The sequence below is a fragment of the Aquitalea magnusonii genome (assembly GCF_003202035.1).
GTDB lineage: Bacteria > Pseudomonadota > Gammaproteobacteria > Burkholderiales > Chromobacteriaceae > Aquitalea > Aquitalea magnusonii.
In genome coordinates this window covers 53,750-78,767 of sequence record NZ_QJKC01000004.1, presented here as the reverse complement: position 1 = coordinate 78,767, position 25,018 = coordinate 53,750, and the positions used below count along the sequence as shown (strand labels likewise).

Below are 25,018 nucleotides of genomic sequence, written 5' to 3'. Positions count from 1 at the left end.
CTCGGCGATTGAATGTTGGCCATTCGCCCCGATATCCGACTAAAATAGTAGGTGAATGGCCGCAGGGCCGAAATCGATTTGCGAGGTGAACCATGTCTGCTACTACCGAAATGCCGTCCCCGATCAACTTTACCGACAGCGCTTGCAACAAGGTGCTGGACCTGATCGCGGAAGAGGGCAATCCTGATCTGAAACTGCGCGTATTCGTGACCGGTGGTGGCTGCTCCGGTTTTCAATACGGTTTTACATTTGACGAAATCGCCAATGAGGACGATACCGCTATAGAGAGAGACGGTGTCACTTTCCTGGTTGACCCGATGAGCTACCAGTACCTGGTGGGCGCGGAAATCGATTATCAGGAAAGCCTGGAAGGCTCCCAGTTTGTCATTCGCAATCCGAACGCCACCACCACTTGTGGTTGCGGTTCCTCCTTCTCGGTGTAAACCGGGGCGAATGCAAACAGGAGTAGAATGAAAACCCGGACTCTGTTCCGGGTTTTTTTGTATCGGGGAAAATCAAGATGAATAAATTGCCGCCGCTGGTATTGCCCAAGGTGGAATTCAATCGCGAGTTCAGTTTCAGCGATGCCGATTTCGAACGCATCCGCAAACTGATCTACAAGGAAGCCGGCATTTCGCTCAATCCGTCGAAGAAAGACATGGTGTACGGGCGGCTGGTGCGGCGCATTCGCGAGCTGAAACTGGCCAGCTTTGCGGCCTATGTGGATTTTCTGGAGTCGGTGTCGGGCAAGCGCGAGTTCGAGCAGTTCGTCAACGCCCTCACCACCAATCTGACCTTCTTCTTTCGCGAAGAACATCATTTCCCCATCCTGGCCGAGCATCTGAAACAGCGGGCCGCGGCCGGCGCCAGCGAGCTGTCCATCTGGTGCGCTGCTTCGTCCACCGGAGAAGAGCCGTATTCGCTGGCCATCACCGCGCTGGAAGCCTTCCCGCTGGCCAGCAAGCCCAGCATCAGCATCGTGGCGACCGATCTGGACACCAGCGTGCTGGAAACCGGGCGCAAGGGCATTTATTCCGACGACAAGATCGCCCGCCTGCCGCCCGGCCATGCGCAGAAGTATTTCGACAAGCTGCCGGATGGCAACTATCAGGCCAAGGCGGTGCTGCGTAACATGATTACCTTCCAGCGGCTGAACCTGATCGAAAACAACTGGGCGCTGCGCAAGCAGTTTGACGCCATTTTCTGCCGCAATGTGATGATCTATTTTGATCGTGACACCCAGTTTGGCGTGCTGAAGAAATTTGCCCCGCTGCTGAAGCCGGACGGCCTGCTGTTTGTCGGCCATTCGGAAAATTTCTATTTTGCCGCCGACTATTTTCATCTCAAGGGCAAAACCGTTTATCAGCACGCGGCGAAAAAGTAGCCGCCAGCCCATTGAGGGGGCTTGCCTTGCGGCGTTACTATCCAGCTTCTGTATCGAGTTAGCCAAACGGGCAGGCACGTCTTGCCCGTTGTCACGTCTGCTGGAGTCGACATGAAGGTAGCAGTGCTGGGGTCTGGTGTGGTGGGGGTGTCCACCGCCTGGTTTCTGGCCCGGGCAGGGCATGAAGTGGTAGTGCTGGACCGTGCCTGCGGGCCGGCGCGCGAAACCAGCTTTGCCAATGGCGGACAGATTTCGGTCAGCCAGTCCGAGCCGTGGGCCAATCCGTCGGCCCCCTGGCAAATCCTGCAGTGGCTGTTGCGCGACGATGCCCCGCTGTTGTTCCGCCTGCGGCTGGACCCGGCGCAATGGCGCTGGTGCTGGCAGTTCCTGCTGGAATGCCGAGGCCGCCGGGCCGAAGCCAATATGCGGCAGATGCTGGCGCTGGGGCGCTATAGCCGCGATACCCTGCAGCAGCTGCGCGCCGAGCTGGGGCTGGACTACCAGCAGCAGACCCGTGGCATCGTGTCGCTGTTTCATACCCAGCGCCAGCTGGACGAGGCCGCCCATGTGGCCGCGCAAATGCGCGAGCTGGGCATGGACAAACACATCATCAGCCGCGAAGAGCTGGCGCGCATCGAGCCGGCACTGGCCGGCATCGCCCCCACGCTGGCTGGGGCCAGTTATTGCCCATCGGACGAATCCGGCGATGTACATCTGTATACCTGTGCCATGGCCGAACATGCGGCGCGCGCCGGGGTGGAGTTCCGCTTCAATACCCGCATCAATGCGCTGGAAACTGACAATGGCCGTATCAGCGGCGTGTCGGTCAATCTGCCGGAGGGAAATTATCGCCGGGTGACGGCCGACGCTTACGTGCTGGCGCTGGGCAGCTATTCACCGCTACTGGCGGCCCCTCTTGGCATACGCCTGCCCATCTACCCGTGGAAGGGCTATTCCGCCACCCTGCCGCTGCGCGACCCGGCCACGGCACCGGTGGCCAGCATTACCGACGAAGCCTACAAGGTGGTGATTTCCCGTTTGGGCAAGCGCCTGCGCATTGCCGGGACGGCAGAGCTGGCGGGGTATTCCAGCAGCCTGAATGCGCTGCGCTGCCAGGCACTGCTCAAACGCGGTCAGGCACTGATGCCGGATGTCGCCGACTGGGATGCCGCCGAGTTCTGGAGCGGCCTGCGGCCGGCCACACCGGGCAATGTGCCGCTGATCGGGCGCAGCCGCTATGCCAATCTTTACCTCAATACCGGCCATGGCACGCTGGGCTGGACGGAAGGTGCCGGCAGTGGCCGGGCGCTGGCGGAAATCATCAGTGGCCGCACCCCGCCCATCGATTTTGCTTTTCAGGGGATGTGATCCGGCGCAGCGAGGGGCATGGTAGCAATGCTAAAATGCCGGCCTGGATCATCAACCTGGAGTCGGACCATGCGTATCGGAACCCCGCTCAGCGCCAGCGCGCTGCGTGTCATGCTGCTGGGCAGTGGCGAACTGGGCAAGGAAGTTGTCATCGCGCTGCAGCGCCTGGGTGTGGAAACCATCGCGGTGGACCGCTATGCGGATGCGCCGGCCATGCAGGTGGCACACAGCAGCCATGTGATCGACATGGCAGATGCCGCCGCGCTGCGCGCCCTGGTGGAGCAGCGACGCCCGCATCTGATCGTGCCGGAAATCGAAGCCATCGCCACCGAGGAACTGCTGCGCATCGAGGCCGATGGTCTGGCCGAGGTGATTCCCACCGCCCGTGCCGCCAACCTGACCATGAACCGCGAAGGCATCCGCTGTCTGGCGGCAGACGAACTGGGCCTGCCCACCTCGCCGTTTGCCTTTGCCTCCTCGCTGGAGGAATTGCAGCAGGCCATCGACGCCGGTATCGGCTACCCCTGCCTGGTGAAGCCGGTGATGTCGTCCAGCGGCAAGGGCCAGTCGCTGCTGCGTGGCGCGGATGATGTGGCCAAGGCTTGGCAGTATGCCGTCAGCGCCGGTCGCGTGGACAAGGGCCGGGTGATTGTGGAAGGCTTTATCGATTTCGATTACGAAATCACCTTGCTGACGGTACGGGCCAGCGATGGTGCTGGAGGCATCGCCACCCACTTCTGCGAACCCATCGGCCATCTGCAAAGAAATGGCGACTACGTGGAAAGCTGGCAGCCGCAGCCGATGAACGAGCTGGCCTTGCTGCGTGCCCGTGAAATGGCCAAGGCGGTGACCGATGCCCTGGGCGGCCGTGGCCTGTTCGGGGTGGAGCTGTTCGTCAAGGGCGATCAGGTGTGGTTCTCCGAAGTCAGCCCGCGCCCGCACGATACCGGGCTGGTGACGCTGGCCACCCAGCGTTTCTCCGAGTTCGAACTGCATGCGCGCGCCATTCTGGGCTTGCCGGTGGATGCCAGCCTGCGTAGTGCCGGCGCCTCTGCGGTGATTTACGGCGGCATGGAAGAGCAGGGCATTGCCTTTGACGGCGTGGCCGAAGCATTGGCGGTGCCGGGTGCCGACCTGCGCCTGTTCGGCAAGCCGGAAAGCTTTGTCCGCCGCCGCATGGGGGTGGCCGTGGCCCAGGCTGACCATGTGGAAACCGCCCGCGAACGCGCCCGTCTGGCCGCGTCGCTGGTACAGCCGGTAAAGGGGTGAGCATGCAGGATATGACGCCCTATCAGCTGATGGGTGGTGAAGGCGTGGTGCGCTGGCTCACCAACCGCTTCTACGACATCATGGACAGCGACCCCTCGGTCAAGGTGCTGCGCGACATGCATCCGGCTGATCTGGCCGGTTCGCGCGAAAAGTTGTTCATGTTCCTGTCCGGCTGGCTGGGCGGACCGGGCTTGTATATGGAAAAGTTTGGCCATCCGCGCCTGCGCATGCGCCACATGCCCTTTGCCGTGGATGGGGAAATGCGCGATCAGTGGATGCAGTGCATGACCCAGGCCGTGAACGAACTGCTGGTGGAAGACTGGCTCAAGGCCAAGCTGCTGGAAGCCTTCTACAACACCGCGGATTTCATGCGTAATCAGGAAGAGTAAGCTTCGGTCTGCTTCGGTGTCACCGGACAACCCTCTGCATGGCGAAAGCGGGCAGAGGGTTTTTGTTTATCTATTGTCCGGCAATGGCGGAATGGAGTAGGTGCCAGTGACATGGGCTACCGGCTCGTCGCTGCCGGCGGAGTACAGCAACACCTCGCCCACCGCCAGCCGTTTGCCCAGCTTGAGGATGCGCCCCTCGGCAATCACATCCTGCTGCGGTGGTTTGCGCAGGAAATTGATGTTGAGACTGGTGGTGACCGCCAGTTCCACCTTGCCTATCATGCCCAGCACCACGGCGTAGAGGGTGGCATCGGCCAGTGCCATCAGGGCCGGGCCGGCAATGGTGCCGCCGGGGCGGATCAGCTCGGGGTTGAAGTGCATGCGCAGACGGGCCGTGCCGTTGGCAATGTCTTCGGTCCGCATGCCGAACAGCTTGACCAGCGGCAGTTCGCTGTCGATCAAGGCCTGGAATTCTGCAACGCTGATCTGGCTCATGGGTGGCTCGGGTGATGGCAGAGCACCATGGTGCATGACCGTTACGTTAACGTCAATTTGCTGCCGTCATGCATGGTGCAGTGGTCGTATCGACCCGCGCTGGTGCAGAGGTCAGCGCGGGCGGTGGCCGCGTTCTATCAGTACGCCAACCCGGCGCACGCCAGGCAGGATGCCCAGCTTGGTGACAGAAACCTGTACCCAGGGTGCGCCAAAGTCTTCGCGAATCACTTTGGCGATGTACTCGGCCAGCGCTTCCAGCAGCAGGAAGTGTTGCTCGGACAGCGCCTTGCGCAGGCGTTCCACCACCACACCGTAGTGAATGGTGTCGCCGATATTATCGGTATGGCAGGGCACTTCACTGGGAATGCCGATTTCCAGGTCGATTTCGATGGTTTGCGGATTTTTCCGCTCCCACTCATAAACACCGATAATGGTGTCGGCGCGTACTTCGCGCAGGAAAATGATGTCCATTGCTATGCCGGGAGTTGGGCTTTGTCGCCCGATACCGTAAAATCCGAAGCCTTCTATTCTAATGGATACACCATGACCACGACAGCTTTTGCCTTCGTTGTTGCGGCCTACCTGCTGGGCTCCCTGTCCTTTGCCGTGATCGTGAGCAAGGCCATGGGCATGGCAGACCCGCGCAGCTATGGCTCCGGCAACCCCGGTGCCACCAATGTCCTGCGTTCCGGCAAGAAGACTGCCGCCGTCCTCACCCTGCTGGGTGACGGGGCCAAGGGCTGGGTGGCGGTGGCGCTGACCGCCTGGTTCGGGCCGCGTTACGGCCTGGGCGAACAGGCGATTGCCATGTCGGCACTGGCGGTGCTGATCGGCCACATGTGGCCGGTGTTTTTCGGTTTCAAGGGTGGCAAGGGCGTGGCCACCGCGGTAGGCGTGCTGTTTGGTTTCAATGTCTGGCTGGCCCTGGCGGCCATCGCCACCTGGCTGTTCATGGCTTTTGTGGTGAAGATTTCCTCGCTGTCGGCCATCGTCGCCTGCGTGATGGTGCCGGTGTATGCCTACTTCATCGTGCAGCCGTCCTCGCCGTATTTTGGCACCTGCATCATCATTGCCATCCTGGTGATCCATCGCCACAAGTCCAACCTGATCAAGCTGTTGACCGGGCAGGAAGGCAGGATTGGCGAGAAGGCCGGCAGCGGCGATAAACAGTCTTGAATCTGATCGGTATGACTAATGCAAAAAGCCCGCGCAAGCGGGCTTTTTCTGGCTGAGGGTGCTGGCTGACTAGCCGTCCGACAGCACTTTCACATGGGCGGTGACGCTGCGCGCCAGCGAGGACAGATCATAGCCGCCCTCCAGCACCGACACGATGCGGCCATCGGCATACTGGTCGGCAATCTGCATCAGGTGGCGGGTCACCCACTCGTAGTCGGCTTCCACCAGTCCCAGCGAGCCCATGTCATCCTCGCGGTGGGCATCAAAACCGGCAGAAATAAAGATCATCTGAGGCTTGAAGTCGTGCAGGCTGGGCAGCCACACGTTTTCCACCACTTCGCGGAATTCCCGCCCGGTGCTGCCGGCCTTGAGCGGCACGTTCACCATGTTTGCCCCCACCGGGTTGTCGCCACAGTAGGGGTAGAAGGGGTGCTGGAAGATGGACACCATCATCACCCGCGGGTCGTCACGGAAGATGTCTTCGGTGCCATTGCCGTGGTGCACGTCGAAGTCGATCACCGCCACCCGCTCAAACTTGTAGGTGGACAGCGCATGGGCAATGCCGACCGCGATATTGTTGAAGAAGCAGAAGCCCATGGCCTTGTCGTGCTCGGCATGGTGGCCTGGCGGCCGGATGGCGCAGAAGGCATTGGGGGCCTTGTCCTCGCACACCAGTTCCACCGCCTTGATCACCGCGCCGGCAGCGTGGCGCGCTGCCGACAGGGTGCCGGGTGCCATGGCGGTATCCGGGTCCATGCGGAAAGTACCGACGCTGGGTGAACAGGCTTCGATATATTCCACATAGCGTGGCGGGTGGACCCGGGCCAGCTGCTGCTCGGTCACCTCCGGTGCTTCGACTTCATGCAGGCTGTCGTAGATTTGCGCGGCCATCAGTTGGTCCCTGATGGCAATCAGCCGCTCCGGGCATTCCGGATGGCCTACCCCCATATTGTGCTGCAGGCAGACGGGATGGGTGATGTAGGCAGTGAGTCCATTTCTCTGTAGACGGTTTTTTAGCCAAGTGAACACGAGCGTTTCCTTGTTGCGTACGATTGTTTGCGTACAATGGACGCGAGTTTTATCTTTATGTCTTTTCGATAAATACTGCGCGCAACCGGGTCCAAATGCAATCACTCAGCCTTGCCTATCGTCAACTGAACACACTAATTCTGGGCAAGCCGCGCGCCATCCGGCTGGCGCTGGCCTGCCTGATCGCCCGTGGTCACCTGCTGATCGAAGACCTGCCCGGCGTGGGCAAAACCACGCTGGCGCATGGGCTGGCTGCCGTGCTGGGCCTGCATTATCAGCGTGTGCAGTTCACCAGTGACCTGCTGCCGGCCGACATTCTCGGCGTCAACATCTATCAGCGTGAAACCGCCAGTTTCCGCTTCCACCAGGGGCCGGTGTTCAGCCAGCTGTTGCTGGCGGATGAAATCAACCGTGCCTCGCCCAAGGTGCAATCCGCCTTGCTGGAGGCCATGGAAGAGCGCCAGGTGTCCATCGATGGTGAAAGCCATCCGCTGCCGACGCCATTTTTTGTCATCGCCACGCAGAACCCTTCCGAGCAATTGGGCACTTTCCCCTTGCCGGAGTCGCAACTGGACCGTTTCCTGATGCGCATCTCGCTGGGTTATCCGCCGCCCGAGGCCGAGCGTGCCCTGTTGCTGGGACAGGACCGGCGTACCCTGCTGGCCGATATCGGTGCCACCCTGACGGCAGCAGACTTGCTGATGTTGCAGAACAAAGCCGCCGCGCTGACCGTCACCCCCGATCTGGCCGATTACGTGCTGGCGCTGTTGCAGGCGACCCGGCAGGAGCGCAGTTATCTGACCGGGCTCAGCCCGCGTGCCGGTCTGGCGCTACTGGCGGCAGCCCGCGCCTGGGCATTGCTGGAAGGGCGCGATCACGTCTTGCCGGAAGACGTGAAAGCAGTCTTTCCCCATGTCGCCGGCCATCGGCTGGGCTTGAGCGGTGATGCATTGGGCAGCCTGAACAAGCTGCTGGATCATGTTGCTATTCCGTAAGTCGCTGCAGCGCTGGCTGCTGGGCCGCCTGCCATTGCAGCGGGCTGGCCGGCTGGGGCAGAAGCGTATTTATCTGCTGCCCACCCGCTTTGGCCTGCTGCTGTTGCTGGTGGCGCTGGCAGTATGGGTGGGTGCGCTCAATTACGCGGTCAGCCTGGCCTATGCGCTGGCGTTCTGGATCATCGGCCTGATGCTGGTGGCCGTACTGATGGCTTACCGCCAGTTGTCCGGCCTGAGCTGGACGGTGCTGCCAGGCGAGGGGGTCTTTGTCGGACAGCATGCCGATTGCCGGATACGACTGGACAATGACTCTGCCCTGGCGCGCCGCCTGCAATTACGCGCCGGGCAGGAAGGCGAGCCCCTGTCCTGCCTGCTGGCTGCCGGCAGCAGCCAGTCGCTGGCGCTACCCTTGTTGCTGGCTCGCCGTGGTCGTCATGCTTACCCTGCCTTGCAGCTGTGGAGCACGGCACCGTTCGGCCTGATGCGCGCATTTGCCTGGCTGCGACCGGATGGCCATGTGCTGGCCTATCCTTTGCCGGTGCCCGATCGGGAACGCAATGATCTGCACAGCGAACAGGGCAGTGGCCGGCAGAGCGGAGATGATGAGGAGGATTTTTCCCATCTGGCCGAATACCGTCAGGGCGATACGCCGCGCCAGATTGCCTGGAGCGTACTGGCACGGCGTGATGTACTGGTGAGCAAGCGCTTTGCCAGCCAACCCAGAGGCCAGTCGATACGCCAGCTGGCCTGGCAGGATTACCCGGCCACCGTGGATGTGGAAAGCCGGCTGTCCCGCTTGTGCTGGCGGGTGCAGCAATGTGAAAAAGCCGGTCAGCATTACCGTCTGCACTTGCCTGGCGTGCTGATCGAGCCGCAGCCGCAGCAGCGTGAGCTGGCGCTGGCGGCCCTGGCGGAGTTCCAGCTTCCATCATGATCCGATCATTGTTGCGACAAGGTGAAATGGCAGTACTGCTGGCCGTGGCCCTGGTCATCCTGCCGCTATTACTGTTGTTGCCGCCGTGGCTGCCCATGCTGGTGCTGTGCATGCTGGCTTTGCGTGCTGTGCTGCTGCGCCGTCAGGCCGTCCTGCCCTCGCTCTACTTGCTGCTGCCCTTGCTGCTGCTGGCCATAGGCGGGCTATGGCTCAGCCTGAACACGCTGGTGGGCCGTGAAGGTGGGGCTGCCTTGCTGATCCTGTTGCTGGGCTTCAAGAGTTTCGAGTCACGCCAGCAGCGAGACTGGCAGGTATTGCTGGCTTTGGGCTTCTTCCTGGCGGCCATGCCCTTGTTGTTCGACCAGTCGCCGCTGGCCGCGGTGTGGCTGGCCATCAGCTTGCTGGCGCTGACCTGGGCCATGTTGATCCTCTCCGGCGAAATGGTGGAGGGCAGCCTGCGTAGCGCCATGCAGGCGCTGTCATTGTCACTGCCGCTGATGCTGGTGCTGTTCGTGGTGATGCCGCGCCTGCCCGGGCCGCTGTGGAGCATGCCGCATGACCAGCATGTCGCCGGCACCGGCCTGTCCGATAGCATGGAGCCGGGTAGCATCAGTCAACTGGTGCAGCAACAGGAGCCGGCATTCTCGGTGGTGTTTGCCGAGCGGGTTCCTGCGGTGAGCGAGATGTATTGGCGCATCATGATTTTTGATGATTTCGATGGGCGGCGCTGGCAGAACGTCCGTGGCCTGAGCAGCGAGACCGTGCGGTGGCAGGGCGGCCGGCTGGTGTCATACAGTCTGACGGGCAAGCCCAGCAAAGCGCGTCTGCCGTTGCTGGAATACACGGTGACCGCGCCGGCCGGCGGTGTGCTGGAGCCGGGTAATCTGTTCAAACTGGCGCGTGACGGTGACGAACTGTTCCGTTTTCAGGCGGAAAGCCTGCTCGCCGGCCATTACCGTACCGTGCTCAGCCGGGCCGATCAGGATTTCTACCGCCATTTGCCGCCTGGTAATCCGGCCAGCCGCCAGCTGGCCTTGCAGTGGCGTGCACAGGGAGGGGATGGGGCCGGCTTTATCCGTACCGCCTTGCAGTATTTCCGTCTGGGAGGTTTTGCCTACACCTTGCAGCCGCCTTTGCTGAACAGCGAGGACGGCATTGATCAATTCATGTTCTCCAGCCGGCAGGGCTTTTGTGAGCACTATGCCTCGGCGCTGGCCTTCATGGCGCGAGCTGCCGGCATGCCGGCGCGCATCGTCACCGGCTATCAGGGCGGGCAGTTCAATCCGGTAGGGCAGTTCTGGCAGGTCAGATCATCCGATGCCCACGCCTGGGTGGAAATCTGGCTGGCCGAAAGCGGTGAATGGCTGCGGGTAGACCCGACGGCCGCCGTGGCACCCGACCGGGTGGCGCAGGGGGTCAGCCAGAGCATCCCCGCCATGCAGCCGCAGCTGCCCGTACTGGGGCGCAGCATGCCGGGCTGGTTATTGCGTGTGCAGCAAAACTGGCAGGCTGCCGGCTTTGCCTGGCAGCAATGGGTGGTGGGCTATGATGCCGGCAAGCAGCTTAATCTGTATCGCTGGCTGGGCCTGGGCGACCAGGTTGACAGTGGCACAGTACTGCGGGCGGTGCTGATCGGCGGCAGCCTGGCCTGCCTGCCCTTGTTGCTGTTGTGGCGCCGCCGGCCTTCGGTGCCACCCTTGCAGCAGGGGAGGCATCGGCTGGTGCAGGCTCTTGCAGCCATGGGCATCGTGGTGGTGGACAGTGATGGCCCGCTGGATATATTGAACAAGGCGCGTCGCCTGCCCGAGCCGGATTACCGCCAGCTCAAGGCCCTGCTGAAAGAGTATGCCGCCATGCGTTATCGGCAGCCTGCAGCGCCGCAACAGGCCCGGCAATGGTTGCGTCGGGTCAAAGCCTTTCGCCCCGGCCGTCAATGAAACAGCCCCGCCAGGGGCGGGGCTGAAACCGGCTGAGTACTGGGTGGCGGCTTACAGCAGGAAGTCGCGGGAAATACCCTTGCGACGCAGGATGCGGCGCAGTTGCTCCAGGCCTTCGATCTGAATCTGCCGTACCCGCTCGCGGGTCAGGTTCAAGGCGGCGGCCAGTTCTTCCAGCGTGCAGATTTCATGGCCATTCAAGCCGTAACGGCGCTCTATCACCATGCACTGCTTCTCGTTCAGCTGGGATAGCCAGTCTTTGACAAACATTTCCAGCTGGCTGTTGTGCAACTGGATTTCCGGCTCTTCATGCTGCTCGTCCGGGATCGATTCACCAATCGACAGCATGGGATCGATATCCAGCGGTGCATCCAGTGAGGCCATGCGCTCATTCAGGTTCATCACCTTGCGCACATCCTCCACCGGCTTGCCGACCAGGTGAGCGATTTCGTCCAGCGTCGGTTCACGGCCGATCTGGCTTTCCAGATGGCGCGAGGCGCGCAGATAGACGTTGAGCTCCTTGATCACATGCACCGGCAGGCGGATGGTGCGCGACTGGTTCATGATGGCGCGCTCGATGCTCTGCCGGATCCACCAGGTGGCGTAGGTGGAGAAACGGAAACCGCGTTCCGGGTCGAACTTTTCCAGCGCGTGCATCAGGCCGATATTGCCTTCTTCGATCAGATCGAGCAGGGCAAGGCCACGGTTGATGTAGTGTTTGGCAATGTTGACCACCAGGCGCAGGTTGTGCTCGATCATCTTTTGCCGGGCTTCAAACTCTCCCGCCACCACACGTCGGGCCAGCGCCAGCTCCTGGGCCGGTGTCAGCAAGGCATTGTTGCCGATATCGTTCAGATAGATCTGAGTGACATCTGCTACCTCTTCGGTAACACTTTGACGCTCCGCCGCTTCTTCGGCATCTGCTTCGGCAGCTGCTTCTTCTACGGCTTCTTCTTCAAGAATTTCCTCTTCTTCAAGGATATCGCTGTCTTGGCTCATGATTCCCCCCGCTACGGTGGTTCCTTGCAGGGGGAAATACCCCTGCTCAGGATTTGTTGTCTAGGTACTGCATCGGATCTACCGGTTTCCCGAAACGGCGAATCTCGAAGTGCAGTTTTACCTGATCGGCATCGGTATTGCCCATTTCGGCAATCTTCTGCCCTTTCTTGACACTTTGCCCCTCCTTCACCAGTAACTGGCTGTTGTGTGCGTACGCAGACAGGAATGTTTTGTTGTGTTTGATGATGATGAGCTTGCCGTAGCCCCTCAAGCCATTCCCGCTGTATACCACTTTGCCATCGCCGGCTGCGATGACGGCCTGGCCTGTGCGGCCACTGATGTCCAGCCCCTTGTTGCTGTCCGAATAAGCCCGGATCACCTTGCCTTCGGTCGGCCAGATCCAGGCGACTGCGTCTTCGCCTAGCGCTGTCTGCGATTTTTCTTCTATTTTGTTCTTATTTTCCGATAATGCCGCTGGGGAGCTACTGTCCTTTTTATCGGCTTGTGCGATCGGAGCTGAAGCGCTGCTGTTTTTGCCGATCACCGCCTTCTTGCCGGCACTACCTTCGCTTTGTTGTGCCAGACTCCGGGCTGCCTCTTCCGAGTAGGGCAGTTTGAGCGCTTTGGGGTAGTTCTTGCTGCTCGTCGCTGCCGGATTACCATTTTCTACTACAGCAGTATTACGCGAACTTTGCTGCACTACCGTTACGGTTTCCGCCGTTTTGGCCGCAGTGGGCGGCACCGTATTGCCGGTCGAATCCGGTGGTGTCAGGCGCAAGACCTGACCGACCTTGATATTGGTGTCCGGCAGATTGTTCCATGCCGCAACATCCTTGTACTTCAACCCGTTGTTCAGCGAGATGCGATACAGGTTTTCACCTGGTTGTACCACATGGGTCTTTTCGCCAGCGCCAGATTGCACCGGTTTGGCAGCCAGGCTGCCACTACTCTGGTAGGGGCTGGCCACGGCGACTTCGGCGACCGGTGCGGGAGCCGATTTGCTGATGCCAGTACCCGCGGCGATCTGGGCCGGGCGGGCGGATTCTACCGGTGCTGCTTGTTGCGCCATGCTGCTGCAGCCGGTAAGAACGGCGGCCGTCAGTGACGCCGCAAGCCAACGCTTTGAATGCTGTTTATGCATGCCTGGAGATTTTATATGTCAGTTAGTTGGGTTTTGTAAATCATTTGACAGGTTATGTGTGGTGTTTTTGCAAGAGTTAGTTACGGCCGGGCAATAGTGGGACAAATTTCACCGGATCCAGCCGGGTCTTTTGCAAGCCTTGCGTCGTCTTCTCCAGCAACCACAAATGCTGTTCGGTATCGCCAACGGGCATGATCAGACGCCCGCCTTCCGCCATCTGCTCGACCAGTGCTTCCGGAATATTGCGTGCTGCAGCGGTCATGATGATGCCTTCGAACGGTGCGGCTTCCGCCAAGCCGAAGTGGCCATCGCCGTGTACCAGCCGTGCGTGCACCAGCTTGGCCGCCCGCAGATTGCGTCTTGCTTTGTCCAGCAGAACGCCAAGTCGTTCAATGGAGTACACCTCGGCCCCGGTCTTCAACAGTACGGCGGTCTGATAGCCGCAGCCAGTGCCGATTTCCAGTATTTTCCCCGGTTTGCGTCCGGCCAGCAGGATTTCAGTCATCCGGGCCACGGTATGTGGCTGCGAGATGGTCTGGCCGTGGCCGATGGGGAGGGACACATCGTCATAGGCGCGCGTGGCCAGTGCCTGATCGACAAACAGGTGGCGCGGGACTTCGGACATGGCATTGAGCACTCGCTCGTCCTGTACGCCAGCCTGGCGCAAGCGTTCTACCATGCGCTTGCGGGTTCGATCTGACAGCATGCCATAAGCCTGACTGTCTTGTGTCACGGATGAAGCCATGTGTTGATTCCGTCCAGTTGGCCGAAAGCGGTGAGGTCGAGCATCAGCGGGGTAACAGACACATGGTTGCCCGCGATGGCGGCGAAGTCGGTGCCTGGGCCGGCATCTTGTGCGCTGCCGACCGGTCCTACCCAGTATATCGTCTCTCCGCGCGGATTCTTTGCTTTGATTACCGGTTCGGCATGATGGCGGCGTCCCAGCCGGGTGACCTGCATGGTTTGCAGCTGTTCTGGCGGAACATCCGGGACGTTGACATTGAGCAGCACCGGCTGGGCAAATGGCTGCTGTTTGCAGCGGGTGACCAGTTGATCGGCTACCTGGGCGGCGCTGGCAAAGTGCTGGCCGCTGTAGCCGGCCAGCGAGATGGCAACGGCAGGGATGCCGAGCAGAAAGCCTTCGGTGGCGGCGGCCACCGTACCGGAGTAAATGGTGTCGTCGCCCATATTGGGGCCATGGTTGATGCCGCTGAAAATCATGTCGGGACGGAAGTCCAGCAGGCCGGTTACCGCCAGATGCACACAGTCGGTGGGTGTACCATTGACATAGTGAAAGCCGTTGGCGGCCTGGCGTACGGTGAGCGGTCTGTCCAGTGTCAGCGAATTGCTGGCTCCGCTGCGGTCTCGCTCGGGGGCCACGACGACAACCTCTCCATGACGGGACAGTGTTTCGGCCAGGGTACGGATCCCCGGGGAAAAATAGCCGTCATCATTGCTGATCAGGAACTTCATGCTGTGCTTCCAGGTTGGACGCCTGATTGTATCGCTGCCGTGGCGCTGTGGAAAACCGCAGCGGCATGACAGACAAAGAAAAACCCGCCGTGGCGGGTTTGCATGATCAGGCGTAGTAGCGCTGGCTGAAGTCGAGCATGCGTTCAATGGGGACGCGGGCGGCATCCATCTGTGCGCTGCTGAGGTAGTCGATGCGCAGGCCCTCGCCTTGCTGGGCGCGTTTGACGGCCTCGATGGTATTCATCTTCATGTAAGGACAGGAGTTGCACTGGCAGCCGGCGTAAATCGGTGCCTGGCGCAGGTCCAGGTCCGGGCGGGCCAGGCCCATGTTGTAGAGAATGCCGTCTTCGGTAGCGACGAAAATCACCGCCTTGCTGTCACCCTTGAACGCTTTGACCCAGTTAAGCATGCCGGAGGTGGAGCCGACGTAATCGGCTTTCTTCAACACCGGCAGCGGGCTTTCCGGGTGGGCGATCAGGTATTTTTCACCGCTGGCGGCGGCAAAGGCTTCGTCCAGTGCGGCTTCATTGAACTTGTCGTGTACTTCGCACACGGCGGACCACAGCGGCATGTCGTATCCGTACTGGTCGTTCAGATAACCGCCCATATTGCGATCGGGCGAGAAGATGACCTTTTTGCCCTCGGCATACAGGTGGGCAATGATGTCGTCGACATTGCGGCTGGTGACAATCCAGTCGGACAGCGCCTTGTGTTCGGCGCTTGAGTTGATGTACGACACATGCACGTGGTCGGGGTGGCTTTCGCGCCAGGCCTTGAGCGCAGTGACATCCGTCTGGGTCACCAGCGAACAGGTGGAGCCTGCATCCGGCAGGATGACTTCGGCCTGCGGGTTGAGGATTTTGGCGGTTTCGGCCATGAAACGGACGCCGGCAAACACGATGATGTCGGCATTGGCTTCTTTGGCGTACAAGGACAGCTCCAGGCTGTCTCCCACCTTGTCAGCCATCTGCTGGATTTCCGGCTGGGTATAGTAGTGGGCAAGGGTGACGACGCGCTTCGTCATGATGGGCTGACTCCTGCTCGCCAGCGTGCTGCGGGCGGGCTGAATGAATTTGTTGCGATGCAACGCAATGGGTTGCCAAGCAGGCAAGATTAGCAATATTGCAGTGCGATTACCACCAGTAAAGCGGCCCCGGGTCCGTCAGGTGCCATTGGTCTTTGCTATAAAATTCATTTGTGAGCTGCTTGCCTGAAGTCAACATGACATGTTGATGTTTGCGGGAAGATGGCTTGCGGCCAACCGCGGCGATCTGCTGCCCTGCAGCGGCGCTGGCCTGTGTGCCAGTAGGGGAGGGTGATTTGTATTATCGTTACTCCTTATTGTGCAATGCACAATACTGTCGCAACATGATCGGGAAATAATGGCGGCATGGTTAACGCAAGCCGCTGTGTCACAAAGGGTTTTCGCTCGTCAGCTGCCACGGCATCCGGCAAGGCGCCTTTAAACGATGCTTTATTGCTTGATTCAACAGAACTGGAACTACTGCCATGAGGCCTCACTACCTTACTTCGCTCTTTTCGCCGCGTAATGTCGCGGTTGTCGGTGCCAGCGATACCCCGGGGTCCATCGGTCAGGCGGTGTTTGCCAACCTGCTGGCTGGCAATTTTCAAGGCAAGCTGTTTCCGGTCAATCTCAATCACAAAGTGGTTGGTGGCATTCCGGCCGTGCCGTCGGTACGCCTGATCGACGCGGCGGTGGATATGGCGGTGGTGTGTACCGCAATCCGCACCCTGCCGGCCATCATCAAAGACTGTGGCAAGAAGGGCATCAAGGCGGTGCTGCTGGCCAAGGAGTTTTCCGACAGCGAACAGCTGGAGCGCGAGATCCTGAATGAATCGGTCTCGATTGCCCGCCATTACGGCATCCGTGTGCTGGGGCCGAATGTACTGGGCCTGATGCGACCGGTGGCCGGTTTCAATGCCACCAACTACACCAGCAAGGTGCGGCCGGGCAATATGGCGCTGGTGTCGCAGTCCTCTGCCTTGTGTACCGCCATGCTGGACTGGGCCGACAGCAAGGGCATCGGTTTTTCCAGCGTGATTTCGGTGGGCGAGGCGCTGGATGTCGATTTCGGTGAGATCCTGGATTACCTGGTGGCAGATAACTTCACCCAGGGCATTCTGTTGCATGTTCACCACATTCATCATGCGCGCCGTTTCATGAGTGCACTGCGTGCGGCCGCCCGTACCAAGCCGGTGGTGGTGATCAAGTCTGGTCGTTACCAGGACGATGTGACCGGGGTGACGCATTCGAGCAACCTGATCGAGAGTGGCGATGTGTTTGACGCGGCGCTGTCGCGGGCCGGTGTATTGCGCGTGTCCTCCATTGCCCAGCTGTTTACCGCGGCCAAGGTGCTGGCGGCCAATTTCCGCGTGGGTGGCAAACGGCTGGCCATTGTGACGAACGGTATCGGCCCCGGTGTGCTGGCGGCCGACAGTGCATATACCAATGGTGTGGAGCTGGCCAGGCTGAGCGACAGCACCATGGAGCTGCTCAACAATGCCTTGCCGCGCAACTGGTCGCATGGCAACCCCATCGACCTGATCGGCGACGCCAGCCCGGTGCGTTTTCGCACGGCGGTAAAGGCCTGTATCGACGACCCCAATGTGGATGGGGTACTGGTGATCTTCACCCCGCAGGCCGGCACGGATCACCTGACCACGGCGCAGCTGATGATTGGCCTGCAGCGTGAATCGAGCAAGCCGATGTTCCTGTCCTGGCTGGGGGATGCCAAGGTATCAGAAAGCCGCGACCTGTTTTCCAAGGCCAAGTGTGCCCATTTCCGTGCGCCGGAATATGGCATCGAGGTATTCCGCAACCTGGCCTCCTACCATCACAACCAGCAGCTGCTGTTGCAGACCCCCAGCCCGCTGGAGGGCAAGCGCGAGGCCCCGGATCTCAGCCGCGCCCGTGCCGCCATCGCCGGCGCCATGGCGGAGGGACGCACCGTGCTCTCCGAACGGGAATCCAAGGAGGTGCTGGCGGCTTTCCGCATTCCGGTCAACCCGACCCTGCTGGCGCGTACCGAAGACGAGGCCGTGGCACTGGCCGAGCAGATCCACTACCCGGTGGTGCTGAAGATCGATTCACCGGACATCATCTACAAATCCGATGTCGGCGGCGTGGAGCTGAACATCAGCAACGAAGCCACCTTGCGTGCGGCCTTCCGGGGCATTCTGGAACGCGCGCACCAGGCCATGCCGGAAGCGCGCATCGATGGCATCTCGGTACAGCCCATGCGCAAGCGGCGCTTTGCCCGCGAGGTGATGGTGGGGGTGACCCATGACAGCTCGTTCGGGCCGGTGATCACCTTTGGTGCCGGTGGTATCGCGGTCGAAGTGATGCATGATCGCGCCCTGTCTTTGCCACCGCTCAACAAGTATCTGGTGGGCAGCATGATACGCAAGACGCGCATCGGCCAACTGCTGGGCGCCTTCAAGAACCTGCCCGCCGTGGACATGGATGAGCTGGTCGATGTGCTGCTGCATGTGTCGGAAATGGTGTGCGAGCTGCCGGAACTGCGCGAGATGGACATCAATCCGCTGGTGGCGGATGAAAAAGGGGTCATCGCCCTGGATGCGCGCATCATCGTCGAGCCACTCAAGCCCGATGTGAAACGCTATGGCCACATGGCCATCATGCCTTACCCCATGCACATGGTACGCAGTGCCACGCTCAACGATGGCATGGCGGTCACCATCCGTCCGGTGCGGCCGGAAGATGCCGAAATGCAGCAGGAGTTCGTGCGGACCCTGTCCGACGAAAGCCGCTACAACCGCTATATGTCCAGCATCAAGCAGCTGTCACAGACCATGCTGGTGCGCTTCACTCAGCTCGATTACGACCGCGAGATGGCGCTGGCCATGACCTGCGAGACGGAAAAAGGCGAGGAGCAGCAGGCGGTGGCGCGTTTCATTACCGACCCGGACAACGAGGGCTGCGAGTTCGCGCTGGAAGTTGCTGACAAGTGGCAGGGCAAGGGCATTGGCTACATCCTGATGAATGCCTTGTTTGATGCCGCCCGCGAGCAAGGGCTGAAGGTCATGCGTGGCGAAGTACTGGCCGGCAACAAGGGCATGCTCAAGCTGATGCACAAGCTGGGCTTTACCGTGGAAACCCACCCGGAAGACCGGGCGCTGACCATCGTAACCAAAATCCTGTAAGGCAGCATGGGTGGCGGATGGCCGCCCGGGTGGTCATGGGGTGTGGTTTTTATCCGTCAAACAGGGCTGTCCTGCCTGCTGATATGGGCCACACCGGGCCGCAAGCGTATTAAGCGCTTGCAAGATAAGGGAAAAGTGCCATAGAATCGTGGGCTTTTCTACGATACCGTTTTTATCTAAGGACAATCGACAATGGTAGTGATTCGTCTGGCACGTGGCGGCGCCAAGAACCGTCCGTTCTACAACATCGTGGTGACCGATTCCCGTAACCGTCGTGACGGTCGCTTCATCGAGCGCGTTGGCTTCTACAACCCGGTAGCTAACGAGAAGGAAGAGCGCGTGCGCCTGACTTCCGATCGTCTGAACTACTGGATCGGCGTTGGCGCTCAGGTTACCGACGCCGTAGCCAAGCTGCTGAAAGAGCAGAAGGTTGCTGCCTAATCGTTCGTTGACTCAACTAACGGACTAAGGCGCATGCGCAAAGAAGATCTCGTCTTGATGGGGTTTGTGCGTGGCGCCTTCGGTATCAAGGGCTGGGTGAAAGTCCAGGCCGATACCGAATACGCTGACGGTCTGTTTGACTACCCGGTCTGGTGGCTGGGCAAGGATGACAGCTGGAAGCCGTACACATTTGAAAACGGGGCAGTGCAACCCAAGGGTTTATCCGCCAAGCTGCAAGGCGTTGACGATCGTGATGGGGCGGAAGCCCTGCGCGGCCTGCAGGTTGCCGTTCCCCGTAGTGAATTGCCGGAAGCCGGTGAAGACGAATATTACTGGTCCGATCTGATCGGCCTGTCTGTCGTCAACCAGCAAGGCGTGGTGCTTGGCAAGGTGACCGAACTGATGGAAACCGGTGCCAACGACGTATTGGTAGTTGAAGGTGAATACGGCCAGCGGCTGATTCCCTTTGTCGGCCAGTTTGTGCTGAATGTAAATCTGGCCGAGGCCAGCATTTCAGTAGACTGGGGCCTCGACTACTGATGCATATCGATGCCATCACGCTGTTTCCGGAAATGTTCGATGCCATCGCCCGCTTTGGCGTAAGCCAGCGGGCGCTTGATTTGGGCATTTGGGATTTCCAGAAATGGAATCCACGCGATTTCACCCATGACAACTACCGCCGTGTGGACGACCGTCCCTATGGTGGTGGGCCTGGCATGCTGATGCTGATCGAACCGCTGGAAGCTGCCATTACGGCAGCCAAGGCGCGACAGCAGGCAGCAGGTGTCGAAGAGAGCCATGTGATTTACCTGTCACCGCAGGGCCGTGCCTTGTCGCACGAGAAAGCGGTGGAGCTGTCCCGACGTCCCGGTCTCATTGTATTGTGCGGCCGTTACGAAGGGGTGGATGAGCGCTTGATCGAGCGCCAGGTGGATGAGGAGATTTCCATTGGCGACTATGTGTTGTCCGGTGGTGAGCTACCGGCCATGGTGCTGATGGATGCAGTCATCCGGCTGCTTCCTGGTGTGCTCAACGATGCCCAGTCTGCTTATGAAGATTCATTTGTGAACGGACTCCTTGATTGTCCGCACTATACCCGACCCGAAGACTATCAGGGCATGCGGGTGCCGGATGTACTGCTATCCGGAAATCATGCACTGATTGCCAAGTGGCGCTTGAAGCAGGCGCTGGGACGGACGTGGCAACGTCGCCCGGATCTGCTGCAAGGCCGCTCTTTGACAAAACAGGAATCTCGGCTGCTGGCAGAGTACCAGCAGGAACAAGATATCCTCAAAAAACCGGAGTAACACATGGATCTGATCCAGAAACTCGAGCAAGAAGAAATCGCCCGCCTGGGCAAGACCATCCCGGAATTCGCTCCTGGCGATACCGTTGTGGTTCATGTCAAGGTAAAGGAAGGTAACCGCGAACGTCTGCAGGCTTACGAAGGCGTGGTGATCGCCAAGCGTAACCGTGGTCTGAACAGCTCTTTCATCGTGCGCAAGATGTCCGCCGGTGAAGGTGTTGAGCGTACTTTCCAGTCCTACTCCCCGCTGGTGGCTTCTGTAGAAGTGAAGCGCCGTGGTGATGTACGTCGCGCCAAGCTGTACTACCTGCGTGGTCGTACCGGCAAGTCTGCACGTATCAAGGAAAAACTGCCGGCTCGCAAGCAAGGCTGATCCTGATACCGTCAGGTATGATGAAAGCGCAAGGCAGCTGCCTTGCGCTTTTTTTGCGTCTGCAAGCGGGGCAAGGTGAGGGTAGGACATGAGTGGCGAGAGCATAGACCGGTTTCTGGATCATCTGTGGCTGAGCGACGGGCTGTCCGCCAATACGCTGGCCGCTTACCGTCGCGACCTGCTCAAGCTGCAGCGGCAGTTGCAGGCGCAGGATGCCGAGCTGGATACGGCGGATCAGGCGCTTATTCAGCGCGCCTTGCTGATGGCGGTTGATACCGAAAAGCCAGCCACCCGTGCCCGCCAGCTATCCTGCTTGCGGCGCTATTACCAGTTTCTGCTGGCCAGCGGCCAGCGGGCCGATGATCCGACCACGCATCTGGGCAATCCCAAGCTGGGGCAGCGCTTGCCCAAGGCGCTGTCTGAGGGCCAGGTCGAGCTGCTGTTACAGGCGCCCGATGTGGAAACGCCGCTGGGTCTGCGCGACAGGGCCATGTTCGAAGTACTCTATGCCACCGGCTTGCGCGTATCCGAACTGGTCGGGCTGACGCTGCAGCAGCTGGACATGGTGACCGGCCTGATCATTACCCGCGGCAAGGGCAACAAGGAGCGCATGGTGCCCTTGGGGGAGATTGCACTGGACTGGCTGGAGCGCTACTTCAGGGAAGCCCGTGTGCTGTTGTTGGGCGGGCTGCCCTGCGATGCGGTGTTTGTCACCCAGCGCAAGGCAGGCATGACACGGCAGATGGCCTGGCACCTGATTGCCGGCTATGCGCGGCAGCAGGGCTTGCCGCCCATTGGTCCGCACGTGCTGCGACACGCCTTTGCCACGCATCTGGTCAATCATGGTGCCGACCTGCGCGTGGTGCAGCTGCTGCTGGGACACTCTGATATTTCCACCACGCAGATTTACACCCATGTGGCGCGGGAGCGGCTCAAGCAGCTGCATGCCCAGCATCACCCGCGCGGCTGAGTCGGGAGGGCGCGCCAAAAGAAAACGCCCGCACAGCATGCGGGCGTTGTGTTGATGGCGAGATGCGTCAGGCTGGTTCGGCAGCCAGGGTTTCCTGGTCGAATTGCAGCTCGACGACATCCTGCTCGTTGACGGTGACCGTCACCTCCCCACCATTGGACAGACGGCCAAACAGCAGCTCGTCGGCCAGTGCCTTGCGGATGGTGTCCTGAATCAGCCGCGCCATCGGGCGCGCCCCCATCAGCGGGTCAAAGCCACGTTTGGCCAGGAAGGCGCGCAGCGCATCGGTAAAGTGGATTTCCACCTTCTTGTCGCTGAGCTGGTGTTCCAGCTGCATCAGGAACTTGTCCACCACCTGCATGATGATCTGCTCATCCAGCATCTTGAAGGAGATGGTGGCATCCAGCCGGTTACGGAATTCCGGGCTGAACAGGCGCTTGATGTCGGCCATTTCATCACCGGCAGCCTTGGACTGGGTAAAGCCCAGTGTCGGCTTGGACATGGCTTCGGCACCGGCATTGGTGGTCATGATGATCACCACGTTGCGGAAGTCCGCCTTGCGGCCGTTGTTATCGGTCAGGGTGCCATGGTCCATCACCTGCAACAGTACGTTGTAGATGTCGGGATGGGCCTTTTCGATCTCGTCCAGCAGCAGTACGGCATAAGGATGCTTGCTGATGGCCTCGGTCAGTTGACCGCCCTGCTCGAAGCCGACATAACCCGGAGGCGCACCGATCAGACGGCTGACCGCATGGCGCTCCATGTACTCCGACATGTCAAAGCGAATCAGCTCCACGCCCAGCACATAGGCCAGCTGCTTGGCCACTTCGGTCTTGCCCACCCCGGTTGGTCCGGAGAACAGGAAGGAGCCGATGGGTTTTTGCGGATTGCCCAGGCCGGAGCGCGTCATCTTGATGGCCGTGGCCAGGCTTTCGATGGCCTTGTCCTGGCCGAACACCACGTTGCGCAAATCGCGCTCCAGGTTTTTCAGCACATTGCGGTCATCCGTGGACACCGTCTTCGGCGGAATGCGGGCAATCTTGGCCACGATCTCTTCGATCTCGGACTTGTTGATCACCTTTTTCTGCCGCGACTTGGGCAGGATCTTCTGTGCCGCCCCCGCTTCGTCGATCACGTCGATGGCCTTGTCCGGCAGGTGACGGTCGTTGATATAGCGGGCCGACAGCTCTGCCGCAGTGGACAGTGCGGACTGGGTGTACTTCACGCCGTGATGGGCCTCGAAGCGCGATTTCAGCCCCTTGAGGATTTCCACGGTCTGTTCCACGGTCGGCTCGGCCACATCGATCTTCTGGAAACGCCGCGACAGGGCGTTGTCCTTTTCGAAAATGCCGCGGTATTCGTTATACGTGGTGGCACCAATGCAGCGCAGGCTGCCATTGGACAGTGCCGGCTTCAGCAGATTGGACGCATCCAGCGTACCGCCGGAAGCCGCACCCGCCCCGATCAGCGTGTGAATCTCGTCGATGAACAGGATGGCGTGTTCATCTTCGGTCAGCTGCTTGATAACGGCCTTGAGGCGCTGCTCGAAATCGCCGCGGTACTTGGTGCCAGCCAGCAGGGCGCCCATGTCCAGCGCATAAACGGTGGCCTTGGACAGGACATCGGGCACTTCGTTGTTGACGATGCGCCGCGCCAGCCCCTCGGCAATGGCCGTCTTGCCCACGCCGGCTTCACCCACCAGCAGCGGGTTGTTCTTGCGGCGCCGGCAGAGGATTTGCACCGTGCGTTCCAGCTCGTGCTCACGACCAATCAGCGGGTCGATCTTGCCATCGCGTGCCTGCTGGTTGAGGTTGAGCGTGTAGTTTTCCAGCGCGCCACCAGGACCGGCAGATTGCTCTTCGCCCTCGGACTCGTTGTGTTGTTCGCGTGGCTCGGGCGGGTGTTGCGGCGAGCGCTGTTTGGTAATGCCGTGCGAGATGAAATTGACCACATCCAGCCGTGAAATTCCCTGTTGATGCAGGTAATACACGGCATGTGAGTCTTTTTCACCGAAGATGGCTACCAGAATGTTGGCGCCAGTCACTTCCTTCTTGCCGGAAGACTGCACATGCAGGATGGCGCGTTGAATCACCCGCTGGAAGCCCAGCGTGGGTTGGGTTTCGACCTCGGTTTCCCCCGGAACGGTAGGGGTGTGTTCGTCGATGAAGTCGCCCAGCTGTTTTTTCAGCTGGTCGAGATTGGCCCCGCAGGCGCGCAAAACATCGGCGGCGGAGGGATTGTCGATCATGGCAAGCAGCAAATGCTCCACGCTGATGAACTCGTGGCGCTTGCGCCTGGCGTCCATGAACGCCATATGCAGGCTTACTTCAAGCTCCTGGGCAATCATCAGTTTTCCTCCATTACGCACTGAAGCGGATGCTGGTGTGCTTTGGCAAATTGCGACACCTGTTCAACCTTGGTGGCAGCCACGTCTTTGGTATAAACGCCACACACGCCGTGACCTTGCGTATGGACTTGCAACATGACTTGGGTAGCCTTTTCCCTGTTCATGTGGAACAACTGCTGCAACACTTCCACCACAAATTCCATTGGGGTGAAATCATCGTTCAATAACAATACCTTATACATGGGGGGAGGGGTGGTCCTCACCCTTGACACCTCTTTGACGGCGTCGTTGCTGAACTGCGTGGACATGTCGACTTTCAGTTAAACCGCGGTTTACTTCAATTTTGGTTCCCCCAGACTTTTTTTCAAGGGGCGAGTGCGAATTCCTTTTGGACTTGACGCTATCACGATGGTTGCGTAGAAATGCTGTTCAGGTGCTTGGCTTAGCTGTTTGGCATTCCCGGATAAGCCGGAATGGACAGCAGGCTTTAAGTTGGTCGGCCTCACCAGCCATAGTCAATCAAGGAAGTAACATGTCAATTGGTACCGTTAAGTGGTTCAACGACGCTAAAGGCTTTGGCTTTATTACCCCGGATGAGGGTGGTGAAGACCTGTTTGCCCATTTCTCCGCCATCAATATGCAAGGCTTCAAGACCCTGAAAGAGGGTCAACGTGTAAGCTTTGACATCGTTAGCGGCCCGAAGGGCAAGCAAGCGTCGAACATCCAGGCTGCCTGATCAGGCAGAGGATGCGCCAGGATTGCCAGGTGCGCTGACCTGACCGGTCAACGTCCCGACAGCTTCAAACA

26 protein-coding genes are annotated in these 25,018 nt (G+C 60.0%); 16 read left to right on the top strand and 10 right to left on the bottom strand.

Translation table 11 applies throughout. The features are described 5' to 3' along the window. The first annotated feature begins 92 nt into the window (after positions 1 to 92). From erpA to DFR38_RS05570, 5 genes are all read left to right on the top strand, one after another. Positions 93 to 443 carry an iron-sulfur cluster insertion protein ErpA gene (gene erpA / locus DFR38_RS05590; protein ID WP_059284603.1) on the top strand — a complete coding sequence of 117 codons (351 nt, stop codon included), beginning with the start codon at positions 93 to 95 and terminating at the stop codon, positions 441 to 443. Positions 444 to 520: 77 nt separating this feature from the next. After that, positions 521 to 1,384 (top strand): CheR family methyltransferase, encoded by an 864-nt coding sequence (locus DFR38_RS05585; RefSeq protein ID WP_059284604.1) that lies wholly within the window; start codon positions 521 to 523, stop codon positions 1,382 to 1,384. A 111-nt stretch (positions 1,385 to 1,495) separates the two neighbouring features. Beyond that, positions 1,496 to 2,752: a D-amino acid dehydrogenase gene (locus DFR38_RS05580; protein ID WP_110313118.1), complete on the top strand. Its 1,257-nt coding sequence runs from the start codon at positions 1,496 to 1,498 to the stop codon at positions 2,750 to 2,752. Between the two features lie 69 nt (positions 2,753 to 2,821). Next, positions 2,822 to 4,021 (top strand): formate-dependent phosphoribosylglycinamide formyltransferase, encoded by a 1,200-nt coding sequence (purT, locus tag DFR38_RS05575; RefSeq protein ID WP_059284605.1) that lies wholly within the window; start codon positions 2,822 to 2,824, stop codon positions 4,019 to 4,021. Positions 4,022 to 4,023: 2 nt separating this feature from the next. Continuing rightward, complete coding sequence (locus tag DFR38_RS05570; protein ID WP_059284606.1) at positions 4,024 to 4,410, top strand: group II truncated hemoglobin; 387 nt, start codon at positions 4,024 to 4,026, stop codon at positions 4,408 to 4,410. 66 nt (positions 4,411 to 4,476) lie between these two features. On the opposite strand, the gene DFR38_RS05565 is transcribed toward DFR38_RS05570, so the two are convergent. Both DFR38_RS05565 and DFR38_RS05560 read right to left on the bottom strand, forming a co-directional pair. After that, a complete protein-coding gene (locus DFR38_RS05565; protein ID WP_059284607.1) occupies positions 4,477 to 4,905 on the bottom strand; it encodes a PaaI family thioesterase in 429 nt (142 codons plus the stop codon). A gap of 111 nt (positions 4,906 to 5,016) precedes the next feature. Continuing rightward, positions 5,017 to 5,376 (bottom strand): dihydroneopterin aldolase, encoded by a 360-nt coding sequence (locus DFR38_RS05560; RefSeq protein WP_045846611.1) that lies wholly within the window; start codon positions 5,374 to 5,376, stop codon positions 5,017 to 5,019. Positions 5,377 to 5,448: 72 nt separating this feature from the next. Here DFR38_RS05560 and plsY point away from each other — a divergent pair, with 72 nt between their 5' ends. Beyond that, the gene (gene plsY / locus DFR38_RS05555; protein ID WP_059284608.1) at positions 5,449 to 6,081 is read left to right on the top strand and encodes a glycerol-3-phosphate 1-O-acyltransferase PlsY; all 633 of its coding nucleotides are present in this window, start codon (positions 5,449 to 5,451) and stop codon (positions 6,079 to 6,081) included. Between the two features lie 69 nt (positions 6,082 to 6,150). Here the strand turns inward: plsY and DFR38_RS05550 are convergent, their stop codons facing one another. Beyond that, on the bottom strand, positions 6,151 to 7,110 hold the full coding sequence (locus DFR38_RS05550) for a histone deacetylase family protein (RefSeq protein ID WP_110313117.1): 960 nt from the start codon (positions 7,108 to 7,110) through the stop codon (positions 6,151 to 6,153). Between the two features lie 95 nt (positions 7,111 to 7,205). On the opposite strand from DFR38_RS05550, the gene DFR38_RS05545 reads away from it, so the two are divergent. From DFR38_RS05545 to DFR38_RS05535, 3 genes are read left to right on the top strand one after another with little or no spacing between them, the layout of a single operon-like run. Continuing rightward, positions 7,206 to 8,105 (top strand): AAA family ATPase, encoded by a 900-nt coding sequence (locus DFR38_RS05545; protein WP_059284609.1) that lies wholly within the window; start codon positions 7,206 to 7,208, stop codon positions 8,103 to 8,105. Then, positions 8,089 to 9,039, top strand: coding sequence for a DUF58 domain-containing protein (locus tag DFR38_RS05540; protein ID WP_110313116.1), 951 nt, complete (start codon positions 8,089 to 8,091; stop codon positions 9,037 to 9,039). Before DFR38_RS05545 ends, DFR38_RS05540 begins: the two co-directional genes overlap by 17 nt. Next, entirely contained in the window at positions 9,036 to 10,976 is a 1,941-nt protein-coding gene (locus DFR38_RS05535; RefSeq protein WP_059284610.1) for a transglutaminase TgpA family protein, read from the top strand. The genes DFR38_RS05540 and DFR38_RS05535 overlap by 4 nt, the downstream gene beginning before the upstream one ends. Before the next feature lie 51 nt (positions 10,977 to 11,027). Here DFR38_RS05535 and rpoS read toward each other — a convergent pair whose 3' ends face one another. The 5 genes from rpoS to nadA all read right to left on the bottom strand — a co-directional run bounded on the left by rpoS (position 11,028) and on the right by nadA (position 15,613). Continuing rightward, positions 11,028 to 11,975 carry an RNA polymerase sigma factor RpoS gene (gene rpoS, locus DFR38_RS05530; protein ID WP_059284611.1) on the bottom strand — a complete coding sequence of 316 codons (948 nt, stop codon included), beginning with the start codon at positions 11,973 to 11,975 and terminating at the stop codon, positions 11,028 to 11,030. A 46-nt stretch (positions 11,976 to 12,021) separates the two neighbouring features. Beyond that, positions 12,022 to 13,116 (bottom strand): peptidoglycan DD-metalloendopeptidase family protein, encoded by a 1,095-nt coding sequence (locus DFR38_RS05525; RefSeq protein WP_059284612.1) that lies wholly within the window; start codon positions 13,114 to 13,116, stop codon positions 12,022 to 12,024. A 76-nt stretch (positions 13,117 to 13,192) separates the two neighbouring features. Next, positions 13,193 to 13,861 carry a protein-L-isoaspartate(D-aspartate) O-methyltransferase gene (locus DFR38_RS05520; protein ID WP_059284613.1) on the bottom strand — a complete coding sequence of 223 codons (669 nt, stop codon included), beginning with the start codon at positions 13,859 to 13,861 and terminating at the stop codon, positions 13,193 to 13,195. Continuing rightward, positions 13,846 to 14,589 carry a 5'/3'-nucleotidase SurE gene (surE, locus tag DFR38_RS05515; protein WP_059284614.1) on the bottom strand — a complete coding sequence of 248 codons (744 nt, stop codon included), beginning with the start codon at positions 14,587 to 14,589 and terminating at the stop codon, positions 13,846 to 13,848. The genes DFR38_RS05520 and surE overlap by 16 nt, the downstream gene beginning before the upstream one ends. Positions 14,590 to 14,695: 106 nt before the next feature. Further along, positions 14,696 to 15,613 carry a quinolinate synthase NadA gene (gene nadA / locus DFR38_RS05510; protein ID WP_059284615.1) on the bottom strand — a complete coding sequence of 306 codons (918 nt, stop codon included), beginning with the start codon at positions 15,611 to 15,613 and terminating at the stop codon, positions 14,696 to 14,698. Between the two features lie 485 nt (positions 15,614 to 16,098). Between nadA and DFR38_RS05505 the strand changes: the two genes are divergently transcribed. The 6 genes from DFR38_RS05505 to xerD all read left to right on the top strand — a co-directional run bounded on the left by DFR38_RS05505 (position 16,099) and on the right by xerD (position 21,864). Beyond that, positions 16,099 to 18,774 carry a bifunctional acetate--CoA ligase family protein/GNAT family N-acetyltransferase gene (locus DFR38_RS05505; RefSeq protein WP_110313114.1) on the top strand — a complete coding sequence of 892 codons (2,676 nt, stop codon included), beginning with the start codon at positions 16,099 to 16,101 and terminating at the stop codon, positions 18,772 to 18,774. A 192-nt stretch (positions 18,775 to 18,966) separates the two neighbouring features. Next, entirely contained in the window at positions 18,967 to 19,215 is a 249-nt protein-coding gene (gene rpsP, locus DFR38_RS05500) for a 30S ribosomal protein S16 (RefSeq protein ID WP_045846601.1), read from the top strand. Positions 19,216 to 19,272: 57 nt separating this feature from the next. Next, entirely contained in the window at positions 19,273 to 19,755 is a 483-nt protein-coding gene (gene rimM, locus DFR38_RS05495; protein ID WP_059284679.1) for a ribosome maturation factor RimM, read from the top strand. Beyond that, the gene (gene trmD / locus DFR38_RS05490; protein WP_059284676.1) at positions 19,755 to 20,522 is read left to right on the top strand and encodes a tRNA (guanosine(37)-N1)-methyltransferase TrmD; all 768 of its coding nucleotides are present in this window, start codon (positions 19,755 to 19,757) and stop codon (positions 20,520 to 20,522) included. Before rimM ends, trmD begins: the two co-directional genes overlap by 1 nt. A gap of 3 nt (positions 20,523 to 20,525) precedes the next feature. Continuing rightward, positions 20,526 to 20,894 (top strand): 50S ribosomal protein L19, encoded by a 369-nt coding sequence (gene rplS / locus DFR38_RS05485; RefSeq protein WP_059284675.1) that lies wholly within the window; start codon positions 20,526 to 20,528, stop codon positions 20,892 to 20,894. An 88-nt stretch (positions 20,895 to 20,982) separates the two neighbouring features. After that, positions 20,983 to 21,864, top strand: coding sequence for a site-specific tyrosine recombinase XerD (xerD, locus tag DFR38_RS05480; protein WP_059284674.1), 882 nt, complete (start codon positions 20,983 to 20,985; stop codon positions 21,862 to 21,864). A 67-nt stretch (positions 21,865 to 21,931) separates the two neighbouring features. Here xerD and clpA read toward each other — a convergent pair whose 3' ends face one another. Both clpA and clpS read right to left on the bottom strand, forming a co-directional pair. Further along, positions 21,932 to 24,211, bottom strand: a complete 2,280-nt coding sequence (clpA, locus tag DFR38_RS05475; protein ID WP_059284673.1) for an ATP-dependent Clp protease ATP-binding subunit ClpA — start codon at positions 24,209 to 24,211, stop codon at positions 21,932 to 21,934. After that, entirely contained in the window at positions 24,211 to 24,519 is a 309-nt protein-coding gene (clpS, locus tag DFR38_RS05470) for an ATP-dependent Clp protease adapter ClpS (RefSeq protein ID WP_059284672.1), read from the bottom strand. Before clpS ends, clpA begins: the two co-directional genes overlap by 1 nt. Positions 24,520 to 24,743: 224 nt before the next feature. On the opposite strand from clpS, the gene DFR38_RS05465 reads away from it, so the two are divergent. Continuing rightward, complete coding sequence (locus DFR38_RS05465) at positions 24,744 to 24,947, top strand: cold-shock protein (RefSeq protein ID WP_045846595.1); 204 nt, start codon at positions 24,744 to 24,746, stop codon at positions 24,945 to 24,947. The last annotated feature ends 71 nt before the right edge of the window (positions 24,948 to 25,018 follow it).